The sequence below is a fragment of the Cryobacterium frigoriphilum genome (genome assembly GCF_004403305.1).
GTDB lineage: Bacteria > Actinomycetota > Actinomycetes > Actinomycetales > Microbacteriaceae > Cryobacterium > Cryobacterium frigoriphilum.
In genome coordinates this window covers 34,666-56,981 of the sequence record NZ_SOHE01000013.1, presented here as the reverse complement: position 1 = coordinate 56,981, position 22,316 = coordinate 34,666, and the positions used below count along the sequence as shown (strand labels likewise).

Below are 22,316 nucleotides of genomic sequence, written 5' to 3'. Positions count from 1 at the left end.
TCAGGCCAGGCGCGGCACCGCCCTGACCAGACGACGGGTATACGGATGCCGTGGGTCGCCGAACACCTGGCCGGCGTCACCGAGTTCCACGATGGCACCCCGTTGCATCACGGCGACCCGGTCGCTCACGTGCTGCACCACCCCGAGATCGTGCGAGATGAACACGAGGCTGAGGTCGAGTTCGCGCTGCAGCTCGTCGAGCAGGTCGAGCACCTGCGCCTGCACGCTGACATCGAGCGACGAGACCGGTTCGTCGCAAATCAGAATCTGCGGGGTCGAGGCGAGGGCCCGGGCGATGCCGACCCGCTGCCGCTGCCCGCCGGAGAGTTCGAGCGGCCGACGGGTGAGCACCGTGGCGGGCAGACCGACACCGTCCAACAGTTCGGCAACGCGGCGAAGCTCAGAAATGCGGCGCACCTCGGCAACGCGGGTGGTGCCGGTGGCACGACGGGTGCCGTGCGGCCCGGCCACCGCGGAGCGCAGAATCTGGCCGACCGAGAGCCGCGGATCGAACGATCCGAGGGCGTCCTGGTAGATCGCGCCGACGGATGCCCGCAGCCGGCGCCGTTCGCGAACGCTCGCGGTCGTAAAGGGCTGGCCAAGTACGCGCACGTCACCGCGCTCCGGCGTGCTGAGGGCGAGCACGAGGCGGGCCGTCGTGGTCTTGCCGGAGCCGGATTCGCCGACAATGCCGAGGGTCGTGCCGCGTACGAGCGTGAAGGAGACATCGTCGACGGCGGCGTGCCGAGTGCCGTCGGGGCGGCGAAAGCCCTTGACGAGTCCGGTCGCCTCGAGCACGACCGGTCGCTCGAGCACGACCGGTCGCTCGGGCAGGGTCGGCTCGGCGGGTCGGGACGGGCTGATCGGGCGCTCGGAGACGCCGTGCGGCACCGACAAGCGGGTGCCGCGCGGCCGATCCGCGGGAACGGCCGCGACCATCCGTCGTGTTTCCGGGTGTGCCGGGTCTGCGAGTACCTGGGCGGTCCGGCCGGTTTCGACGATGCGGCCCTCGCTCATCACGGCGACCCGGTCGGCGACGTGGCTGACCACGGCGAGGTCGTGGCTGATCAGGACGAGCGCCGTGCCGCGCCGGGTGATCTCGCGAAACAGGTCGAGAATCTGCGCCTGCACGGTCACGTCGAGGGCCGTCGTGGGCTCGTCGGCGATCAGCAACGGCGGGTCGAGGGCGATCGCCGCGGCGATCAGCGCGCGCTGGCGTTCGCCGCCCGAGAGCTCACCCGAGCGTTGGTGCACCCGCAGATGTGGGTCGGGCAGGCCGACGGCGTCGAGCAGCTCGATGACGCGGCGGCCGCGGGCGGCGGCGCCGAGGTTCGTGTGCAGGCGCAGTGAATCGCCGATCTCCCGGCCGATCGGCCGCAGCGGGTCGAGCGAGACGAGGGCGTCCTGCAGCACGAGCCCGACGCTCTTGCCGCGCCTTGCCCGCCAGGCCGCTTCGGTCGACGAGACAACGGATGTCCCGTGCAGCTCGAGTCGGTCGGCCGTCATCCACGATCCCGCCCCGGCGAGGCCGAGCAGGCTGCGCGCGGTGACGCTCTTTCCCGAGCCGGACTCGCCCACAATGGCGAGGCACTCGCCGGCCGCGACCTCGAAAGAAACGCCGTGCACGACCTCGCTGCCGCCCGCCCGGCCGCCGAAGCCGACCCGCAGATTGTGCACGACGAGCGGCGCCGGCCCGGCCGATTCCCGAGCAGCGGGGTCACGAACGTCGGCGTTCATGCGTGCCTCAGCCGGCGGTCGAGACTGCGCCCGAGCACGGTCGCGGTGACGGCGATCAGCACGATGAACAGGCCGGGGAAGAAGCTCATCCACCACGCGGAGGTGATGTAGGTGCGCCCGGCAGAGAGCATGGCGCCCCATTCGGCGGTCGGCGGTTCGGCGCCGAGACCGAGGTAGCTCAGGGTCGCCGCCCAGACGATGGCCTGGCCCACGCCGAGGGTCGCGAGCACGAACAGCGGCGCGAGGGTGTTGGGCAGGATGTGCCGCAGCAGAATCTGGGTGCGGCCGAGGCCCTGTACCGTCGCGGCCTCCACGTACGCCGACCGGCGCACCGCGATGAGCTGCGCGCGAATGATGCGGGCGTACCCGGGCGCGGTCGACAGGCCGACCGCGATCGTCGCGGTGATCACCCCGGGGCCGAACACCAGAATGAACAGCAGCGCGAGCAGCAGCCCGGGAAATGCGAAGAGCACCTCGAGTACGCGGTTCACGGTGAAGTCGACGACGGGTCCGAACATGCCGGCGAGGGTGCCGAGCACGATCCCGAGACCCAGCCCGATCGCGGTCGCGGCGGCACCGATCAGCAGCGAGCTGCCCGTGCCGTGCACAACCCGGGTGTAGATGTCCCGTCCCGATTCGTCGGTGCCGAAGCCGTGGGCGAACGACGGCGGCTGAAAGGCCGAGAGCGGGTTGATGCCGAGCGGGTTACCGGGCGCCACCCACTGCGGCACGACGGCAGCGAGCACGAAGAACAGTGCGGCGGCCCCGGCCACGACCTCCGGCGCGGTGAAGCGCCGCGCGCGGTCGTGCAGCGGGGTGGGTGCGGCATCCGCTGCCGGCAGACGGATGTCGCCGCTCACGATCGCACCGCGAGCCGCGGGTCGGCGAGGCGGCTGGCCAGGTCGGTCAGCAGCGTCATCAGAATGTAGACCACGGCGACGATCATCACGACGCCAACGACGACGGGCACGTCACGGGAGGTGACGGCGTTCAGCAGGGTGCGGCCGAGTCCGGGGCGGGCGAAGATGGTCTCCACCACGACTGCGCCGCTGATGAGCGACCCGAAGGCCCAGCCCGAGAGGCTGATCGCGGGCAGAGCGGCGTGCCGCACGGCGTGAATCCAGCGCACGCCGGCCTCGCTCTCGCCCCGTGCCCGTGCGGAGAGCACGAACGGCGATTCGAGGGCCAGCAGCAGCGACTCCCGCATGATCTGGCCGAGAAATCCGGCCAGGGGAACGGCGAGGGTGACGACCGGCAGCACCAGGCCGGCCACGCCGGAGGTGCTGATCGGGGGAAAGACTCCCAGCCAGATGCTGAAGACCACGATCAGGGCGGTCGCAAACCAGAAGTGCGGCAGCGCCGCCGCGACAATTTCGAGGCCGGAGCCGAGGTACCAGGCCACGCGCCCGCCGCGGGTCGACCAGGTCGCCAGCGCGAGGGCGAGCAGCCAGGCGAGGCCGAGGGCGAGGGTCGCGATCAGCAGGGTACCGCCGAGCTGGCTGAGCACGAGCGGGCCGACGTCGATGCTGAGCGCGTATGACCGCCCCAGGTCCCCGGTCGCGAGTCGCACCAGCTGGTCGAGATATTGCACGAACAGGGGCTGATCGAGGCCGTACTCCCGCCGCACGGCGGCAAGCGCCTCGGCAGAGGCCATCGAGCCGGGGCCGCCGAGCACGGCCTCTGCCGGGTCACCCGGAATCAGGCGCACCGCGAAGAACGTGACCGTCGCGACGGCCCAGAGCACGAAGACGGCACCGCCGATCCGGGCCAGCACCCGCAGCACAAGTCGGCCCACGTGTTAGCGGTTCAGCCAGGTGTCGTACAGCGTCGGCACCGACACGCTCGGCAGGGTGCGCATGCCCTGCACGTCGGCCTGGAGCAGAAAATGGTTCTGCTGGTCGTACAGCGGCAGCAGGTGGAATCCCTCGAGAAGGCGATTCTGGGCATCCGCATACAGCGCCGCGCGCTCGGTTTCGTCTGAGATCTGGGCCGCTTCGGTCAGCAGGGCGTCGATCTCGGGGTCACTGACCTGGGCGAGGTTGGCGAAGTAGCCGCTCGGGGCCGGAACAATGCCGTCGGAGTGATACAGCACGCGCAGCACGTCGGGCCCGGCCTTGGTGTACGGCGCGCTGACGGCGTCGTACTCGTTGGCGCCGAGAGCGCCGTACCAGCTGGAGATATCGAGGGGGGCGAGGGACACCTCGAAGCCGGTCTGCTTCGCGGTGGCCTGGATTTGTTCGAAGATCGACTGCTCGGCGGGGATCGACTGGTTGGTGCTCACCGGAAACTGAACGTTCAGGCGTTCACCGTTTTTGACGCGGTAGCCCTCGGAATCTCGTTCGCTCCAGCCGGCCTCGTCGAGCAGGGCGTTCGCCGCGTCGGGGTCGTAGTCGAACAGATCGTCTCGGCCGACCGCGAGCGGTTCGCGGCTGCCGAGCGCGGCGTATGACCGCGTGGCCGTGCCCTGGAACAGGCTCGTGACGGCGTCGTCGACGTTCGCCGAGCGGATGAAGGCCTCCCGCACGAGAACGTCGTCGAACGGGGCCTTGCCGCCGTTGAGCTCGATGCGGTTGGAGGCTCCGGGCCGCGGCGAGTCGAGGTGCACGAGCGTGTCGCTCGCCTCCGCCTGCACGATGGTGTCGGGCTGGGCATTGTCGATCAGATCGACCTCGCCGGACTGCAGGGCGGCGTAGCGGGTGGCCGACTCCGGAATGAAACGCCACACGATCGTCTCGAGGTAGGCCGGGCCCTCGTGGGCGGCGTCAGCCGGCGGGGAGTTGTAGTCGTCGTTGCGCACGAGGGTGATCGCGTTCTGCTTGACCCAGCTGTCGACGATGAAGGGGCCGGTACCGACCGGGGCCTCGCAGTTCTCGTCCTTGCTGCGTTCGAGCCCGGTGGGCGATTGGATCGCGAGCCAGGGCTGCGATAGTGATTCGAGCAGGGCGCTGTCGGGCTCGGTCAGCTCGAACCGCACGACCGTGTCGGAGACGGCCTCGGTGCTGGCAACCTTGCCGAGGGCGAGGTACCCGGTGGAGGACGCGGTGTTCGGGTCGAGCACGTGGGCGACGTTCGCCTGCACGGCCGAGGCGTTCAGGGGGGTGCCGTCGGTGAACGTGACGTCGTCCTGGAGGGTGAAGTCCCAGACCAGGCCATCATCGGTCGTGGTCCAGGACTCGGCCAGCCACGGGATGATTGCGCCGTTGTCGTCGCGGGAGACCAGGGACTCGAGGTACTGTGCGCTCACGAGGGCCTGTGGAAAGTTGCCGCCGACGTGTGGGTCGAGGCAGCTGGGTTGGGCGTCGCCCGAGGCGTAGGTGAAGGTGCCGCCACTGATCGGATCGCCGACGGCGGTCTCGGTGGGCGTGGTGGTGCATCCGGTCGCGAGCAGGCCGACGGCGACGAGCCCGGCGATGGCCGCAAGAGTCTGGGGGGTGGAGCGCATATTCCGGTGTGTCCTCTATTGTTGGACGTTATTGTTGGACCTGGCATTAATGGACTCAGTCCAATAATAGACCGGGCCGAAATCAATCCTAGATCACGGGAGACGCATGTTGCCGACCTATCCGCTGCGCTCCGGTCGACCACCACGTTCCTCCCGCGGCATCCTCGAAGAAGCCGCCGCCGAGCTCTTTCTCGAGCAGGGCTACGCCGGCACCACCATCGATCAGATCTCTCGCCGCGCCGGGGTCAGCCGCAACACCTTCTTTCACTACTTTCCCGCCAAGAGCGATCTGCTCTGGGTCGGCGTCGATGCCGCCCTCGCCGAGTTGCCCGCGGCGCTCGCAGCCTGTCCGGCCGAGCTGACGGCGACGGATGCCGCACGCTGGGCCCTGCTGCGCCTCGCCGCGGCCTGGGGGCCCGCCGAGGTGCCGTGGGCCCTCACACAGTCGGAGGTGATGGGCACCCGCAGCGAGCTGGAGGCATCCGCTCTGTCCCGACTCGCCCGGGCCGCGCCCCTGCTCGCCCGCTGTGTGGCGGCCAGGGCCGTGCGAGAACCCGGCGAGCTGCGCGCGCGGCTGCTCGCGCAGGGCTTCGCGGGGGCCGTGCTCGCCGTCGCGGCCGTCGCGGTGGCGACCTGGGCTCGGGCCGGAGTCGACCGCGGCGAGCTGAGCCCCTACCTGGACGAGGTCATTACACCGGTCTGCACCGGATACGCCCCCCTCTTCGGCTAGAATTGACCGCGAATGACAGTGATCCGGCCATCACCGGTGAGTCTTCGGCAGAACAGGGTCACCAGCCAGGCGGCCACCCAGTAGAGCCGAACGGGTCGGGCCCGTCACAGCCTCTGAACAAGCGGTCGGCCCCCGGGTCGGCAAGCGAGGTGGTACCGCGGCGATTCCGTACAGAATCGTTCGTCCTCGTGGAGCAGGGTTTTTCAACCCGTCCCGTACAGGAGAAGCATTTGTACCCCAAGGGCCAGACATCCGCAACCGGCCAGCCAGCCACCGGCCAGCCGCTCGTTCCCTCGCCGAACTTTCCGCAGCTCGAAACCGAGGTGCTCGAGTTCTGGAAGAACGACGACACCTTTCAGGCATCCATCGCCAATCGTGACGGCGCCGAGGAATGGACCTTCTACGACGGCCCGCCGTTCGCCAACGGCCTGCCGCACTACGGTCACCTGCTGACCGGGTACGCCAAAGACCTCTTCCCCCGCTTCCAGACCATGCGCGGCAAGCAGGTGCACCGCCGTTTCGGCTGGGACACCCACGGCCTGCCGGCCGAGCTCGAGGCCGAACGACGCCTCGGCATCACCGACAAGAGCCAGATCGAAGAGATGGGCCTCGCCGCGTTCAACGCCGTCGCCCGCGAGTCGGTGCTCGAGTACACCAAGGACTGGGAAGAGTACGTCACCCGCCAGGCCCGCTGGGTCGACTTCGAGAACGACTACAAGACCCTCGACATCACCTTCATGGAATCGGTCATCTGGGCCTTCAAACAGCTGCACACCAAGGGCCTCGCCTACGAGGGCTACCGGGTGCTGCCCTACTGCTGGCGCGACCAGACGCCGCTCTCGAACCATGAGCTGCGCATGGACGACGACGTCTACAAGATGCGCCAGGACCAGACCGTCACGGTCACCTTCCCGCTTGTCGGCACCAAGGCCGAAACACTCGGCCTGACCGCCGTGCGCGCGCTCGCCTGGACGACCACCCCGTGGACCCTGCCGACCAACCTGGCGCTCGCCGTGGGCCCCGAGATCGTCTACGCCGTCGTGCCAGCCGGCCCGAACGGCACGCCCGACGCCGAGGTGCTGCGCGAGGGCAGTCTCGACAAGCTCGACCAACGCAGTATCGTGCTCGGCGCCGAGTACCTCATCGCCATCGACCTCGTCGGCAACTACGCCAAGGACCTCGGCTACGACAGCGCGGAGGAGGCCGTCGCATCCGTCTCCCGCACGGTCACCGGCACCGAGCTCGAGGGCGTCGCCTACGACCGCCTCTTCGGCCACTACGCCGACACCGCCGTCTGGGGCACCCAGAACGCGTGGCGTTTCGTGGTGGCCGACTACGTCACCACGAGCGACGGCACCGGCATCGTGCACCAGGCCCCCGCCTACGGCGAGGAAGACCAGAAGGTCTGTGAGGCCGCGGGTATCCCGGTCATCATCTCCCTCGACGACGGCGGCAAGTTCCTCGCCGACATTCCGGAGGTCGCCGGCCAGCTCTGGAGCGACGCCAACAAGCCGCTCACCCAGCTGCTGAAAGACCAGGGCCGGCTGCTGCGCCAGGCCAGCTACGAGCACTCGTACCCGCACTGCTGGCGCTGCCGCAATCCCCTCATCTACAAGGCGGTCTCGAGCTGGTTCGTGCGCGTCACCGACTTCCGCCCGCGCATGGTCGAGCTCAACCAGCAGGTGAACTGGGTTCCCGAGAACGTCAAAGACGGCCAGTTCGGCAAGTGGATCGGCAACGCCCGCGACTGGTCGATCAGCCGCAACCGCTACTGGGGATCTCCCATCCCGGTCTGGAAGAGCGACAACGCGAACTTTCCCCGAACGGATGTCTACGGTTCGCTCGATGAGATCGAGGCCGACTTCGGCGTGCGGCCGACCGACCTGCACCGCCCGTACATCGACGAGTTGACCCGCCCGAACCCCGACGACCCGAGCGGCCAGTCCACCATGCGCCGCATCACAGACGTGCTCGACGTCTGGTTCGACTCCGGCTCGATGCCCTTCGCGCAGGTGCACTACCCGTTCGAAAACCGCGAGTGGTTCGAGGCGCACAACCCGGCCGACTTCATCGTGGAGTACATCGGGCAGACCCGCGGCTGGTTCTACCTGCTGCACGTGCTCTCGACCGCGCTGTTCGACCGGCCGGCGTTCAAGAATGTCGTGAGCCACGGCATCGTGCTCGGCAACGACGGCCAGAAAATGTCGAAGTCCCTGCGCAACTACCCCGACGTCAACGAGGTCTTCGACCGCGACGGCGCCGACGCGATGCGCTGGTTCTTGATGAGCTCCTCCGTGCTGCGCGGCGGCAACCTCATCGTCACCGAGGAGGGCATCCGTGAGGGCACCCGGCAGGTGATGCTGCCGCTCTGGAGCACCTGGTACTTCTTCTCGCTCTACGCCAACGCCTCCGGGCCCAGCGGCTACGACGCGTCCTGGCGCACCGACTCGACCGACGTGCTCGACCGCTACCTGCTGGCCAAGACGCGCGACCTGATCGTCGACGTCACGAACGACCTCGAGGCCCTCGACAGCACCCTCGCCACCACCCGGCTGCGCGACTTCTCCGACGTGCTCACCAACTGGTACGTGCGTCGCTCCCGCGACCGTTTCTGGACCGGTGAGGTCGCGACGGGCTCCAATGAGGCCTTCGACACCCTCTACACCGTGCTCGAAACCGTCTCCCGCGTCGCCGCCCCGCTGCTGCCGCTCGTCACCGAGCGCATCTGGCAGGGCCTGACGGGCGGCCGCAGTGTGCACCTCGAAGACTGGCCAGACCCCGAGCTGTTCCCGGCCGATGACGGTCTGGTCGCCACCATGGACCAGGTACGTCGCATCAGCTCCACCGTGCTGTCGCTGCGCAAGCAGGCCGGACTGCGCGTGCGCCTGCCGCTCGCGAGCCTGACCGTGGTCACCGCGAACACCGCCGCCCTCGCCGAATTCGAGAGCATCCTGCGCGATGAGCTCAACGTGAAGGCGGTCGTGCTCGTCGAGCTCGCCGACGACAGCGCCGAGAGCTACGGCATCACCTCCAAGCTCAGCGTCAACGCCCGCGCCGCCGGACCCCGCCTCGGCAAGCAGGTGCAGCAGGTCATCAAGGCCGCCCGCGCCGGCGACTGGAGCGAAAGCGACGGCATCGTCACCGCCGGCGGCATCGCCCTCGAAGCCGGCGAGTACGACCTCTCCCTCGAGGTCGACAACAGCTCGGGCGAGAACGATTCGGCGCTCGCGCTGCTCGCCGGAGGCGGCTTCGTGCTGCTGGACACCCGCACCACCCCGGTGCTCGAGGCGGAAGGCTTCGCCCGCGACGTCATCCGCGCCGTGCAGGACACCCGCAAGTCCGCCGGTTTCGAGGTCAGCGACCGCATCGGCCTCGACCTCATCTTCTTCGACGAAGACGACGCCGCCTCGTTCGACCTCGCGCAGACGGTCAACGTGGCGGGCGACACCCTCGCGACTCGATTCGCCACCTATCGGCCATCGACGGATGCCGCCCTCGGCTCCCCGGCGCACACCGGCACCCCCGCCGAATGGCTCCCCGGCCTCGTCGGCGCCGAGGTCGAGCACTACGTGCGCTTCGAAGCGGAACACTATGTCAATCACGGCGCTTTCATCGTTGCCGTCGCTCGAGTGAATGGACTCGTCAATGTCTGATACCCACCAGCCGTCCAACCACGACGAGCCGGTCGACCCCACCTTCGACGCGGCCGACGACACCGACGCCGACGAAGAGGCGCAGCTCAACGAACTCTCCGGCCCGGCCGAGCCGAGCGACGCCACCCGGGAGGCCGGCGACGCCGTCTTCGCGGCGCTGCTCGAGCGGGTCGGCGAGTCCGCGCCGCGCCCGCGCCTCGAGCCCACCCGCCGCGCCATGGATCTGCTCGGTGACCCGCAGAACTCGTACCCGATCATCCACATCGCCGGTACCAACGGCAAGACCAGCACGAGCCGCATGGTCGAGAGCATCCTGCGCGCCTACGGGCTGCGCACCGGACTGCTCACGAGCCCGCACCTCGTGCGCCTCAACGAGCGCATCGTCATCGACGGCGAGCCGATCACCGACGAGTTCCTCGCCGCAAGCTGGGCCGACATCCAGCCCTACCTGCTGATGGTCGACGCCGAACTGCTCGCCGCCGGCGACGAACGACTGACCTTCTTCGAGGCCCTCACCGTTCTCGCCTTCGCGTGCTTCGCGGATGCCCCGGTCGACGTCGCGGTCATCGAGGTCGGCATGGGTGGGGAATGGGATTCCACCAACGTCGCCGACGGTCAGGTCGCGGTCTTCACCCCGATCGCGCTCGATCACACGCGTCGGCTCGGCAGCACCGTGGCGCAGATCGCCCGCACCAAGTCCGGAATCATCAAGCCCACCGCATCCGTCGTCTCCGCCCTGCAGACGGGCGACGCCCAGGCCGAGCTCGAACGGGCCGTCGGCCTGACCGAGGCGACACTCGCGATCGAGGGTGACGGGTTTGCGCTGCTGGCAAGCACCGTGGCCGTCGGTGGGCAGCTCATCACCGTGCGTGGCCTGGCCGGCACCTACGAAGACCTCTTCCTGCCGCTCTACGGCACCCACCAGGCCCAGAACGCGATGCTCGCCATCGCGGCCGTCGAATCGTTCCTCGGATCGGGTTCGCAGATGCTCGTCGGCGACCTGCTCGCCGAGGGCCTCGGCTCCGTGACCTCGCCCGGGCGCCTGCAGCTCATTGGCGTCGAGCCGACCGTGCTCGTCGATGCGGCCCACAACCCGCACGGCGCCCTCGCCCTCGCGGCCGCCCTCGAAAGCTACTTCGACTTCGACGAGATCGTCGCCGTCGTCGGAATTCTCGCCGACAAAGACGCCCACGGCATCGTTGAGGCGCTCGCGCCGCGCGTGACCCGTTTTCACGTCACCGAGCCGGTGTCAGAGCGGGCCGTTCCCATGGACGACCTCGCCGAGCAGATCTCCGGCTGGGTCGGCGACGACCGCACCTTCCGCTTCGACGAACTCGCCGACGCCCTCGAGAGCGCACGGGACTGGGCAAGCGAGGGCACCAAGCGTGCGGTCATCGTGACCGGCTCGATCACCCTCGTCGGCGAGGCCATCGTTCTCGGTGACGCCGGTGAATGGATGGCGTCGTGACCGTCGCCCCCGACGCCTCCGAACCCGCGCGCCGTCGCTCGGGAGGACCCCGGTCGGTGCGGCGGTCGCTCGCCTCGATCGTGCTCGGCTTCGAGGTCATCGTGGTGTTCCTCGGCGCGCTCGTGGCCTTCGGCCTCGATGCGGCCCCGCCGGCCATCGCCCTCGGCGGAGGAGCGGTGCTCTGCGTGCTCTTCGTCGCCACGATCGCGTTGCTGCGCTACCCATGGTCCTACCCGGTCGGCTGGGCACTGCAGGCCATCGTCGTCGCCAGCGGATTCCTGGTGCCCGCCATGTTTTTCGTCGGCGCACTGTTCGCCGGCATGTGGGCCTACGCCATGATCACCGGCTCGCGCCTGGACCAGCACGACCCGGGCCCTCAAACCTCCAACTAACTCAACTCGTACCAATTCAAGGAGAACCAATGAGCACCACCGTTGAAGAGACCCTCGTCCTCGTCAAGCCCGACGGCGTCGCCCGCAACCTGACCGGCGAGATTCTGCGCCGCATCGAAGCCAAGGGCTACTCCCTGGTCGACGTCAAGCTCGTGCAGGCCGAGCGCTCGCTGCTCACGCAGCACTACGCCGAGCACGAGGGCAAGCCCTTTTTCGGCCCGCTCGTCGAGTTCATGGAGAGCGGCCCCATCGTCGCATTCCGCGTCGCGGGCAACCGCGTCATCGAGGGCTTCCGTTCGCTCGCCGGCACGACCGACCCGTCGACCGCGGCGCCCGGAACCATCCGTGGTGACCTCGGCCGCGATTGGGGCGTCGCCGTGCAGCAGAACCTCGTGCACGGCTCCGACTCGCCCGAGTCCGCCGCTCGCGAACTCGCGCTCTGGTTTGACTAACACCGAGGTTTGACTAACACCGAGGTTTGATTAACACCGAGGTTCGACTAACAGTCACCCCGGAGCACACACCGCACACCGCACACCGCACACCGTGGCGACGGAAACTTCGGTTTCCGTCGCCATCGCGGTTTCCTTATCACGCTCGGCGCGTATGCTGCCCACAGTCTGCATCTTCCGAGGAGAGGACATCACAATGACGACTCAGCCCACCCCGGTCGACCCGCCCGAACTCTTCCACAGTCCCGCCTTCGCCCAGGGCATGATCGCCGCAGCCGGGCGCACGCTCTACGTCGGCGGTCAGAACGGAACCGACAAGTCGGGTGCGCTGCTCCACGGGCTCGGCCCGCAGACCGAACAGGCGCTGCGCAATGTGATTGCCGTGCTGGCCGCGGCCGGCTCCGGCCCCGAGTACGTCGCCAAACTCACCATCTACCTCGCCGTCGGGGTCGACCCGACCGCCGCGTACGGCGCCACGGCATCCGTCTGGGGTAACCGCCGCACCGCCGTGACCGTGCTGGCCATCACCCCGGCGCGCGAGGGCGCCCTCGTCGAGATCGAGGCCATCGCCACCGTTCCGGGCGTCTGACAGCGTTCCGGGCGCCTGACAGAGAGTACGCCCCCGCCGACGGATGCCCCGGTGCCCGATCGCGGCCCTCGCCACCCCAGGCTCGGAGCCCAAGGGGCCATTCTTGGCTTCTCGTGAGCGAGATGCCAAAATATGCCCCTTGGGAGACCGCGATCCCGCGCGAGACGCCAAAAAATGCCCCTTGAATCGTGACGAAGGGGCATTTTTTGGCTTTTCGCGTCGTGGACAGGGCACCCAAGGGGCCATCTTTGGCTTCTCGTGAGCGAGATACCAAAAAATGCCCCTTGGGCCATTCACCTCGCGCCGGGTCGCCGACAGCCGCTGCGGGGCCATCCGTTTCGAAGGCGGGGCAGCCGTTCGCAGGCAGGCAGGCGGTCGCGTACCGTGGAAGCACTAACGCAAGGAGAGCCATGCCCAGCACCATCCCGACCGTGCTGCTCACCGGCTTCGAGCCCTTCGGCGGCGAGAGCACCAATCCCTCTTGGACGACCGTGCAGGCGGTGCAGGCAGGCTGGGTCGGCGACGCGACCGTGCACGTTCGCGAGCTGCCCGTCAGTTTCGCCCTGGTCGGGGCGGCTCTCGACACGGCGATCCGACAGACGAACCCCGACGTTGTCATCTGCGTCGGGCAGGCCGGCGGCGCTGCCGAGATTCGCGTCGAGCGCATCGCGATCAACGTCGACGATGCCCGCATTCCTGACAACACCGGGTCGCAGCCGATCGATGTCCCCGTCGTCGCCGGCGCACCGGCCGCGTACTTCAGCACGCTGCCGATCAAGGCATCCGTCGCCGCCATCGGCCGCCTCGGAATCGCGGCGGTCGTCTCTCAGACCGCGGGAACCTACACCTGCAACCACGTCTTCTACCGGCTCATGCACGCACTGGCAGTGAGCGGGTCGGGGGTGCGCGGGGGGTTCGTGCACGTTCCCTACGCACCGGAGCAGACCGTGGGCACCGACCACTCGTCGATGTCGATCACGAGCATGGTGGCCGCCGTGACTGCCGTCGTCACGGCAACGCTCGCCACCCGCGTCGATGCCCGCATCGGCGGCGGCGCGCTGGCCAACGAGATCGCACAGGCCAACGAGATCGCACAGGCCAACGAGATCGCACGGGCCAACGAGATCGTTCGCTGAACGCATGCACTCATACCCGGCGCGCCCTGACTCGCACTACGAGGCATCCGCTCTCATCAGGGTGCTGCGCTGGTCAGGGTGTGGCGCAGCCCTCGTCGGCGCGGCGGCAGTCGGGCTTGCCTACGGCAGTCTGCCGCAGCAGATTCCCACGCATTTCGGTGCGACCGGGCAAGCGGATGCGTGGGGCCCGCGCTGGAACGTCTGGCCCCTGCTGGGCGTATGGCTGCTGCTGCAGGTGCTGCTCGCGTTCCTGTCGACCAAGCCCCACGTGTTCAACTATCCGGTCTCCGTCACGAAGGCGAACGCGCAGACGCTGTACCGCGAGGGTGAACGGCTCATGGTGTTCCTCGGCGTCGCGGTGGCCGTCATGTTCGCCGGTCTCACGCTTCTGCTCGTGGGGGCGCCGGGATTTGCGCTCGTCAGTGCCGGCTTCGTGCTGCTGGTCGTGGCCAGTGCGGTCGGTGTCGGCCGCATGCTGCGCAGCCCGCGAGGCTGATGCCCGCAGGGCCGATGCCCGCAGGGCCGATGCCTTCGGGGCCGTGCGCATCGTGCCCGCCTACACTGGGACTCATGAATCGACGTCTCTTCGCGCTTGTCACCGTGCCGTTCCTGTTTCTGTTGGTCGGGTGCAGCCAGATCCAGGACGCAGCCACCGACGCGGCGGGCGACGCCGCGTCGCAGGCCGCGACGGCCGCCGCTGACCGGGTTCAGCAGGAGATCTGCACGGCCGTTGGTGACGGCCAGATCAGTGAGCAAGACCAGGCCGTGCTGGCCGGGCTGCTCGTCGCCGCCGAGGCCGCCGGGGTGCCGTCCGAGTTCACCACGCCGCTTGAAGACATCGCCCAGGCCGGTGACCAGCTGCCCGCCGACGCCATCACCGCGCTGAACACCGCGTGCGGGGTCACACCCACACCGACCCCCGCAGGCTGACGCCCCGTACCACTCGACGCAGATCGGGCGGCTAGATGCGGTTCAGCACGTCCATGTTCAGCTGCGCGACGACGGCGAAGATGATGTAGCACGCGATCGTGATCACGAACAGCCAGGAGTAGCCCACGCCCGCCACCCGGCGCACCGAGTCCGGCGCCGGAATGTTGCCGGTCGTGACGTTGTACAGGGTCACCGCGAGAAAGCCCGGAATCGTGACGGACCAGGTGACCATGCACCACGGGCACAGCACGTCGAGCACGAAGATGCTCTGGTAGATCAGCCAGACCACGAAGACGATCGCACCGAGAAACCCGAGGTTCAGGCCCATCCAGAACCACCTCGCGAAGCGAGCTCCGGCCAGAATCGCCATGCCGACCGTGATCACGACGCTCCAGGCGGCGAGCCCGATCAGAGGATTGGGAAATCCGAAGATGGCGCCCTGCCAGGAAGCCAGGTTCGTGCTGCACGAGACCAGGATGCTGAAGTTGCACGAGAGCTGAGCCGCGGGATTCTCGAGCATGAGGAACTTGTCGAGGGTCAGGGCGAACGCGGCCGCAAACCCGATCGCCCCGGCAATGATGAGGAATATCGCGAGTCCGGTGGGGCGGGTATAGCGCGTTGTATCGGTCACCCTCGGATTATGTCAGACCGCAAGGCACGCGCTCCGTCGAATGCATGCGATAATCGAAGCTGTCGTTGAGCCGCGCTCAAGCAGACGCCAGAGAAAACTTATGGGCAGCAAACGCCCAGATTCATTGGTCCCACGACCAAAGGTATTCGTAACCCAGCCCAGAGCCGGTTGCGGCAGTAAAAGATTCGCGTCGGAATTGCGCAAGTATTTTCTTCGCACGAGAGAGTAACCGGTTGGGTGGCGCGGTCGCCCGATCCGGTCAAGGAGCACACCAGCAATGGTGGAAGACAACGAAATCAAGAAACGCAAGAGCCTGTTCGGCGCTCGCAAAAACACGCGACGGGCGCCAGTGACGGCGGCTCGAGCCACCCCCGCGGAGGTTGACGGCGCCCCCGAGCGCGCCATCGACCCCACGCATGACCTGGCGCCCGAGCGCGCCTCCGAAGGGAACGCTTCCACCGTGAGCGCACCGACCGATACCCCCGACACCACCTCGACCTCCACGTCGTCCGACGAGCAGCGCGTGCTCGTTGAAGAGATCATGCCGTACGAGACGGATGCCCCCGCCCCCGTTCGGCCCGTGGTCCGCACCTCGACCTCGCTGCTGTTTCAGGCGCCCGACATCAGCTCGCTGCCCCCGCGGGCGGCGCCTCGCCGGGACGGTTCTGAGCTGGAACTCGACGACGATGACGACGAGGAAGAGTCGACCCCGACCATCCGTCGCCGTGCCCGTCGCCGCAGCGGCGACGAAGGCCGCGCCGGCCAGGACGACCCCGCCAACACCGTCGTCAAGGTGCGTGCCCCGCGCGAACCCGAAGTGATCACCGAACCACAACGCATCAAGGGTTCCACCCGGCTCGAGGCCAAGAAGCAGCGCCGCCGCGACGGCCGCGACGCCGGACGCCGCCGCCCCGTCATCACCGAGGCCGAATTTCTCGCCCGCCGTGAGTCCGTCGACCGTGTCATGGTCGTGCGCGCCGCGCAGAACAAGATCCAGATCGGTGTGCTTGAAGACGGTGTGCTCGTCGAGCACTACGTGGCCAAGAACCAGGATGCCTCCCTCATCGGCAACGTTTACCTCGGGCGCGTGCAGAACGTGCTGCCGAGCATGGAAGCCGCCTTCGTCGACATCGGACGAGGCCGCAACGCGGTGCTGTATTCCGGTGAGGTCGACTGGGACGCCGCCGCCGAGAACTCCTCGAACGGCAACACCGCCCGCCGCATCGAATTGGCGCTGAAGCCCGGCGACAAGGTGCTCGTGCAGGTCACCAAAGACCCGATCGGCCACAAGGGCGCCCGGCTCACGAGCCAGGTCTCGCTGCCCGGCCGTTACCTCGTCTACGTGCCCAACGGCTCAATGAACGGCATCAGCCGCAAGCTGCCTGACACCGAGCGGGCCAGGTTGAAGAAGATCCTCAAGGAGGTCCTGCCCGAGAACGTCGGCGTCATCGTGCGCACCGCCGCCGAGGGCGCGACCGACGAGCAGCTGACCCTCGACGTGAACCGCCTGACCGCTCAGTGGGCCGATATCGCCCGGCAGGTCGAGACCGTCACCGCTCCGGCCCAACTGCACAGCGAGCCCGACCTGCTGATCAAGATCGTGCGCGACGTGTTCAACGAGGACTTTCAGAAGATGGTCGTCTCGGGCGACGAGTCCCGCGCGACCATCGAAACCTACCTGGGCCAGATCGCTCCCGACCTCGTGGAGCGGGTGCAGAACCACGTCAGCGAGCAGGACGCCTTCGACGAATACCGCGTCACCGAGCAGATCGAGAAGGCACTCGACCGCAAGGTCTGGCTGCCCTCCGGCGGCTCGCTTGTCATCGACCGCACCGAGGCCATGACCGTCGTCGACGTCAACACCGGCAAGTTCGTCGGCTCCGGCGGCAACCTCGAAGAGACCGTCACCAAGAACAACCTCGAAGCGGCCGACGAGATCGTGCGCCAGCTGCGCCTGCGCGACATCGGCGGCATCATCGTCGTGGACTTCATCGATATGGTGCTCGAGACCAACCGCGACCTCGTGCTGCGCCGCCTCATCGAATGCCTCAGCCGCGACCGCACCAAGCACCAGGTCGCCGAGGTCACGTCGCTCGGCCTCGTGCAGATGACCCGCAAGAAGCTGGGCCTCGGCCTGCTGGAATCCTTCAGCGAAAACTGCGAGGCCTGCGCCGGACGTGGCATCGTCATCCACCACGACCCCGCCGTCGCGCACCGTCAGACCGCTCAGCCGCCGATGGAGCGCCGCCCGCGTGCCCAGAACGGTAACAAAGCGCAGAGCGGCAACAACGGCAGCAACGGCAACTCGAACAACAATGGTGGCGGCCGCAACAGTGGTACCGAGGGCGCCGGAAACGGCTCGCACCCCGACACCGCCAAGGCCAACGGCGGCACCCACGGCATCACCGAGGACGCCAAGAACGCCCTCGCCCTCATTGCCGCACGCACGATTGTTCGCCCGGTCACCGAGAGCATCGCCGTCATCGAGCCCGTCATCGAGCTGCCGATCGCCGCCGAGTCGACGCCGACCGACGCCGAGGCGAATACGGACCAGAACACCAACGGCAACACGAACACGTCGACGGATGCTCCGGCGCGCGCCGGACGTTCCCGCGGCGATCGCGGACGCGGCGCAGACCGCGGCCGTAACCGTCGCGGCGCTGCCGACCGTAACCGCGAAGACGCCGCGAGCGATTCGGCCGATGCCGCGGCATCCGTCGACCGAGCCCCGGAGCAGGCGCCCGCCGAATCGCCCGCCCAGCAGGCACCGGCCGAGCAAGCGCCCGAGCCGCAGACGGTCCCCAGCGAGAACGCCGAACCGGTCGAGCAGATGGCGATTCTCGACATTCCCGTCACGAAGTCGCAGCGCACTCGCCGCCCGGTCAGCAAGCAGCTCACCGACCAGCTGCTTGACTCGGTGCTCGACGCTCTGCCTGAGCCCAAGCAGCCCGGTCAGGGCCGCGCCCGCAGCCGACGCGTGACGACCGCCGGTGGATCGACTGCCACCGCGCAGCCGATCGTCTTTCCGTCGCGCGATCCGCAGAACTAGCGCCCACAGAAATACGGTCACCTATCTACATGCACCGGGAGCTGCCCGGCACGGTCATCGTGCCGGGCAGCGTTGACTCTGCCGCAGGATTCGTGCAATCCGGCCGACGGGAGCGCGGGTGCTGAGTCCACGGTCGCGGCTCGGCCGGGTACCCACCGGCGTGTGGATCGGCCTCGCCGTTGTCGCCCTCGTCTTCGCCGTGCGGGCGATCTCCCCGGCACTGTCCGGCTGGGGGCAGGACGGCGGCCCCTGGGCACTTCCCGACCGGGTTCAGGACACCCTCACCCTTGCCCTGAGCGTCATCATCGAGTCGGTACCGTTCGTGCTGCTGGGCATTCTGCTCTCCTCGGTCGTGCAGGTCTGGCTGCCGCACGGTCTGCTGGTGCGCTACCTGCCGCGAAACCCCGTGCTGCGCCGGGCCTGCATCTCGCTGCTCGGCATGTTCTTTCCGGTCTGCGAGTGCGGCAACGTGCCTCTCGCCCGCGGCTTCATGGTCGGCGGTTTCACGGTGCCGGAGTCGATCACCTTTCTGCTCGCCGCCCCGATCCTGAACCCGATCACGATCATCACCACCCATCAGGCGTTCGGCTGGGACAGCGGAATCCTGGTCGGGCGTCTCGTCGGTGGTTTTCTCATCGCCAACCTCGTCGGCTGGCTGTACAGTCGGCACCCCGACCCGCAGAGTCTGCTGACCCCCGCCTTCGCGGCGGCCTGCGAACGACCGGTCGGCGGCCATGACCATGCCCACAGTCGCCTGAACCGCACGACGGAGATCTTCGTGCGCGAGACATCCGTCATCATGCCGGCGCTCTTCATCGGTTCCTTCATCGCCGCGATCACCCAGGTCTTCGTTCCGCGCTCGGTGCTGCTCGCCCTGGGCAGCAACCCGGTCTGGTCGGTGCTGGCGATGATGGGCCTCGCTTTCATCGTCGCTGTCTGCTCCAACGTCGACGCCTTCTTCGTCCTGTCGTTCGGCAGCACCTTCATGCCCGGTGGCATCGTGGCCTTCCTCGTGTTCGGCGCGATGGTCGACGTGAAGATGCTCGCCCTGATGCGCACGACCTTCACGACAAAGACGCTGATCCAAATCACAACGATCGTCGGGCTCACGAGCGCCGCGATCGGATTGCTGGTGAACTACATTGCCTAAGTCACCCATCGTGCCGCCCCGCGGTCGGCCAGGTCGATTCACTCTCGGCTACTTCGCCGCCCGCTGGCAGGGTGTGATGCTCAGCCTGGTGGCCGTGGTGGCCACCATCTGGCTCGGCCTCAGCGGGCAGCTCGGCCTCTACATCCATCCCCGCTACTTCGTCTTCACCCTCGTGATGGCCGTCATCGGGCTGGCCCTCGTGCTCGCCGGCTTCGGCCTGCGCGAGAAGTTCGAGGTCGAGAAGACCGGCCGTGCCCGCTCGGCGCTCACGGTGGTCGGCGTCGTGCTGCTCGGCGTGATCGGCGTGGCCACAATTGTGGTTCCCCCGACCACGCTCACGAGCGCCACGGCGTCGCAGCGTGAGATGAACTCCGGCGGCACCCTGATCGAGGGCGACGCCGACGAGGCCGCGGCCCTCATCGGCACCGGCGACTTCGAATCGCTCTCGGTCAAGGAGTGGGTGTCGCTTCTGAAGCAGTCCTCCGACCCGCACTTCTACGCCGACAAGACCGCCCAGATAACCGGATTCGTGAGTCCCGACGCCAACGACCCTGAGAATGTCTTCTACGTGGCGCGTTTCGTGGTCACCTGCTGCGCCGTCGATGCGACGCCGATCGGCGTGCCCGTGTACCTGCCGGGCTGGCAGTCGAACTATGAGCCGGACCAGTGGGTGCAGGTCACCGGGCTGCTCTCGGTCAATCCGAGTGCCCGCGTCACCGAGCCGCTCGCGATCGATCCCGTCGAGATTCTGAGGGTCGACCAACCAGACGATCCGTATGTCTACTGAGCCTCCGGTGACTCACGAGCACGCGCACGCGCATCCGGTGCCGACCGCGTTGACGGATGCCCCGCGCCACGGTTCGGCCCGCTCATTCCGTCTCGCGTTGTGGTCGATCGTGACCGTGCTGACGCTTGTCTGTGCCGGGCTCGTAGCCGTCAACCTGCTGAACGGACCCCGACTGCTCGGCTTCGACGTCGACCCGGCCGGAGTCGTCGCGAGCGCCAACCAGCGGCTCGTTCTCGAGACCAATCAGCAGCTTGACGACGTCACCGCCGCGCAGGTCACCCTCGTGCCGAACATGCCGATCAGTGTCGAGACGAGCACCGATTCGGTCGTCATCCTGTTTCCGCAGCCTCTCGCCTACAACACCGACTACACAGTGAGCGTCACGGGAGTATCCGGCTCGTCCACCGGCCAGTCCTCCGACTTCGAGGTCTCCTTCGAGACCGAGGAGCCCGAACTGTACTTTCTCAGCCGTGGGGCCGCGCCTGACGCTCAGACCGGCGCCGCAAAGCAGCCCGACCGGGTTCTGCGCACCCTGATCGGATCGAACGAGACCGAGGCGGTCTTCGAGGCCCCGTACATTCAGGAGTTCGTGCCGATCGGAGCCGAGCTCGCGGTGGTGACGCTGAACGCCGACCTCAGCAGCACGCTGACCCGTGTCGACAGCGACGGGGTGGCATCCGCTCTCACGCTGCCCGGCGGTGGTGCCGTGCAGGACCTCGAGGCCGCAGCGGGGGAGTCGCTGCTCGGCTTTCGGTTCACGAGCACGGCGGATGCTCCCGGCCCTGTCTACGAGAATCACCTCTTTCTCTTCAACCTCGCCACGGGAGTCGCCGATCCGGTGCTCGGCCTCGATGCCGAGCCGGTGCAGGCCATCGATTGGGGCTTCATGCCCGGCCGCGCCGAGCTCGTCGCCCAGCTCTATGACACGACCATGCTGCTGGTCAACCCGCTGCTCGTGTCGATCGAAGCCGATGGCGCGCTGCCGGAACCGATTCCGCTCGGCCAGTTTTCGGCGCTCACCGCGTTCGCTCCGGATGGTCGCCGCATCGCCGTGTCGGACTCGAGCGCCCAGTTCGTGCTCGACCTGTCGGAGGGCACCGAAGACACCCTCACGCCAGAGAGCGTGGTCGGGACGACCCGGTACACGGCCGGGCTGCGGTTTCTCGCCGGGGGAGACGGCTTCGTGCAGCGCCTCTCTGAGTTCGATCCCGACACGCAGCAGGTGCGGCAGAACCTCACGCTCGTCAGCGACGGCGTTGAACGCGTCGTCTACGCCCCCAGTTCGGGAGCCGAGTCGATCGTCGGCTTCAGCGTGTCACCCAACGATCAGTACCTTGCCGTGCAGATCGTGCCCAACCGTGACACCTCGGTGAGCGACGGCTACCCCTTCGAGGCCCAGTCGACGGATGCGACGACCCTGTTCGTGAACATCGCCACCGGCCAGATCACCCGCAGCGTGGTCGGCTTCGCCGCGACCTGGTAGGCCGTAGCTCGCTTCCGCTGCTTCAGAGGTCGTCTCGCGGGGTTTCGACCGGCGCGCTGGGCGCGCCGGCTCAACCGGCGGGGCGATCGGTTTCGCTGGTTGAGCGCGAGCGTGCGAGCGTCGAAACCCGGTGCGCCGAACCTCAGAGCCGCGCGGCGGGCTGTGGAGGTCGTCTTGCGGGGTTTCGACCGGCGCGCTGCGCGCGCCGGCTCAACCGGCGATCGGTTTCGCTGGTTGAGCGCGAGCGTGCGAGCGTCGAAACCCGGTGCGCCGAACCGCAGAGCCGCATGTCCGCTACCGGCCGCGGCGCTCGCGGGCGGTGATGCGCAGGCCGCTGCCGACGAGACGGGTGACGAGCTGTCGGTAGGTCACCGGCACGGCGCCCGCGGCCACCAGATCGGCGTAGCGGTGCTCCGGCACGTCGTAGTGGTCCCGGTCGAAGCTGCGCGGCGGCAGGCCGGCAGCGGCGGCGAAGGCGTGCAATTCCGACAAAGATTCGTCACTCACGACGTGTCCCCACACGGTTCCGTGCGCAGGCCAGCTAGGCTGATCAATGAGTATGGTCATGGTGAGAGTGTAATTCGCTCCCGACCACGACTCGCCGCGGCCCAGTTTGACCGGGCGTGGTTGTTCAGGTAAAGTCGACCCTTGGTGTGCGTTGGGCTTAAAGTCTGCGCAGTTACACCA

General features: G+C 68.0%; 19 protein-coding genes. 13 read left to right on the top strand and 6 right to left on the bottom strand.

All coding sequences use genetic code 11. The features are described 5' to 3' along the window. The 4 genes from E3T55_RS01620 to E3T55_RS01605 are packed head-to-tail and all read right to left on the bottom strand — an operon-like array spanning position 1 to position 5,179. Positions 1-1,737: a dipeptide ABC transporter ATP-binding protein gene (locus E3T55_RS01620; protein ID WP_198418489.1), complete on the bottom strand. Its 1,737-nt coding sequence runs from the start codon at positions 1,735-1,737 to the stop codon at positions 1-3. Then, positions 1,734-2,549 (bottom strand): ABC transporter permease, encoded by an 816-nt coding sequence (locus tag E3T55_RS20530; protein WP_420897957.1) that lies wholly within the window; start codon positions 2,547-2,549, stop codon positions 1,734-1,736. The genes E3T55_RS01620 and E3T55_RS20530 overlap by 4 nt, the downstream gene beginning before the upstream one ends. Positions 2,550-2,593: 44 nt before the next feature. Then, the gene (locus E3T55_RS01610; RefSeq protein ID WP_134517832.1) at positions 2,594-3,532 is read right to left on the bottom strand and encodes an ABC transporter permease; all 939 of its coding nucleotides are present in this window, start codon (positions 3,530-3,532) and stop codon (positions 2,594-2,596) included. A gap of 3 nt (positions 3,533-3,535) precedes the next feature. Further along, complete coding sequence (locus E3T55_RS01605; RefSeq protein WP_134517831.1) at positions 3,536-5,179, bottom strand: ABC transporter substrate-binding protein; 1,644 nt, start codon at positions 5,177-5,179, stop codon at positions 3,536-3,538. A 106-nt stretch (positions 5,180-5,285) separates the two neighbouring features. Here E3T55_RS01605 and E3T55_RS01600 point away from each other — a divergent pair, with 106 nt between their 5' ends. From E3T55_RS01600 to E3T55_RS01560, 9 genes are all read left to right on the top strand, one after another. Further along, positions 5,286-5,909, top strand: a complete 624-nt coding sequence (locus E3T55_RS01600) for a TetR family transcriptional regulator (protein WP_134517830.1) — start codon at positions 5,286-5,288, stop codon at positions 5,907-5,909. Between the two features lie 230 nt (positions 5,910-6,139). Continuing rightward, the gene (gene ileS / locus E3T55_RS01595; protein WP_134517829.1) at positions 6,140-9,562 is read left to right on the top strand and encodes an isoleucine--tRNA ligase; all 3,423 of its coding nucleotides are present in this window, start codon (positions 6,140-6,142) and stop codon (positions 9,560-9,562) included. Further along, complete coding sequence (locus E3T55_RS01590; protein ID WP_134517828.1) at positions 9,555-11,030, top strand: bifunctional folylpolyglutamate synthase/dihydrofolate synthase; 1,476 nt, start codon at positions 9,555-9,557, stop codon at positions 11,028-11,030. Before ileS ends, E3T55_RS01590 begins: the two co-directional genes overlap by 8 nt. Further along, positions 11,027-11,422, top strand: a complete 396-nt coding sequence (locus E3T55_RS01585) for a DUF4233 domain-containing protein (RefSeq protein ID WP_241992784.1) — start codon at positions 11,027-11,029, stop codon at positions 11,420-11,422. Before E3T55_RS01590 ends, E3T55_RS01585 begins: the two co-directional genes overlap by 4 nt. A gap of 29 nt (positions 11,423-11,451) precedes the next feature. Continuing rightward, a complete protein-coding gene (gene ndk, locus E3T55_RS01580) occupies positions 11,452-11,874 on the top strand; it encodes a nucleoside-diphosphate kinase (RefSeq protein WP_134517826.1) in 423 nt (140 codons plus the stop codon). A 196-nt stretch (positions 11,875-12,070) separates the two neighbouring features. Next, entirely contained in the window at positions 12,071-12,463 is a 393-nt protein-coding gene (locus E3T55_RS01575; RefSeq protein ID WP_134517825.1) for a RidA family protein, read from the top strand. Between the two features lie 410 nt (positions 12,464-12,873). After that, on the top strand, positions 12,874-13,599 hold the full coding sequence (gene pcp, locus E3T55_RS01570) for a pyroglutamyl-peptidase I (RefSeq protein WP_241992783.1): 726 nt from the start codon (positions 12,874-12,876) through the stop codon (positions 13,597-13,599). Positions 13,600-13,603: 4 nt separating this feature from the next. After that, positions 13,604-14,095 carry a DUF1648 domain-containing protein gene (locus E3T55_RS01565; protein WP_166791640.1) on the top strand — a complete coding sequence of 164 codons (492 nt, stop codon included), beginning with the start codon at positions 13,604-13,606 and terminating at the stop codon, positions 14,093-14,095. A gap of 74 nt (positions 14,096-14,169) precedes the next feature. Then, positions 14,170-14,529: a hypothetical protein gene (locus tag E3T55_RS01560; RefSeq protein WP_134517823.1), complete on the top strand. Its 360-nt coding sequence runs from the start codon at positions 14,170-14,172 to the stop codon at positions 14,527-14,529. Between the two features lie 31 nt (positions 14,530-14,560). Here the strand turns inward: E3T55_RS01560 and E3T55_RS01555 are convergent, their stop codons facing one another. After that, a complete protein-coding gene (locus E3T55_RS01555) occupies positions 14,561-15,160 on the bottom strand; it encodes a vitamin K epoxide reductase family protein (protein WP_134517822.1) in 600 nt (199 codons plus the stop codon). Between the two features lie 277 nt (positions 15,161-15,437). Between E3T55_RS01555 and E3T55_RS01550 the strand changes: the two genes are divergently transcribed. The 4 genes from E3T55_RS01550 to E3T55_RS01535 all read left to right on the top strand — a co-directional run bounded on the left by E3T55_RS01550 (position 15,438) and on the right by E3T55_RS01535 (position 21,629). After that, positions 15,438-18,209: an Rne/Rng family ribonuclease gene (locus E3T55_RS01550; protein ID WP_134517821.1), complete on the top strand. Its 2,772-nt coding sequence runs from the start codon at positions 15,438-15,440 to the stop codon at positions 18,207-18,209. Positions 18,210-18,327: 118 nt separating this feature from the next. Next, positions 18,328-19,359 carry a permease gene (locus E3T55_RS01545; RefSeq protein WP_134517820.1) on the top strand — a complete coding sequence of 344 codons (1,032 nt, stop codon included), beginning with the start codon at positions 18,328-18,330 and terminating at the stop codon, positions 19,357-19,359. Further along, positions 19,352-20,146: a TIGR03943 family putative permease subunit gene (locus E3T55_RS01540; protein WP_241992782.1), complete on the top strand. Its 795-nt coding sequence runs from the start codon at positions 19,352-19,354 to the stop codon at positions 20,144-20,146. Before E3T55_RS01545 ends, E3T55_RS01540 begins: the two co-directional genes overlap by 8 nt. Beyond that, a complete protein-coding gene (locus E3T55_RS01535) occupies positions 20,136-21,629 on the top strand; it encodes a hypothetical protein (RefSeq protein WP_134517819.1) in 1,494 nt (497 codons plus the stop codon). Before E3T55_RS01540 ends, E3T55_RS01535 begins: the two co-directional genes overlap by 11 nt. A 294-nt stretch (positions 21,630-21,923) precedes the next feature. Here the strand turns inward: E3T55_RS01535 and E3T55_RS01530 are convergent, their stop codons facing one another. After that, entirely contained in the window at positions 21,924-22,196 is a 273-nt protein-coding gene (locus tag E3T55_RS01530; protein ID WP_134517818.1) for a DUF4031 domain-containing protein, read from the bottom strand. Positions 22,197-22,316 lie beyond the last annotated feature (120 nt).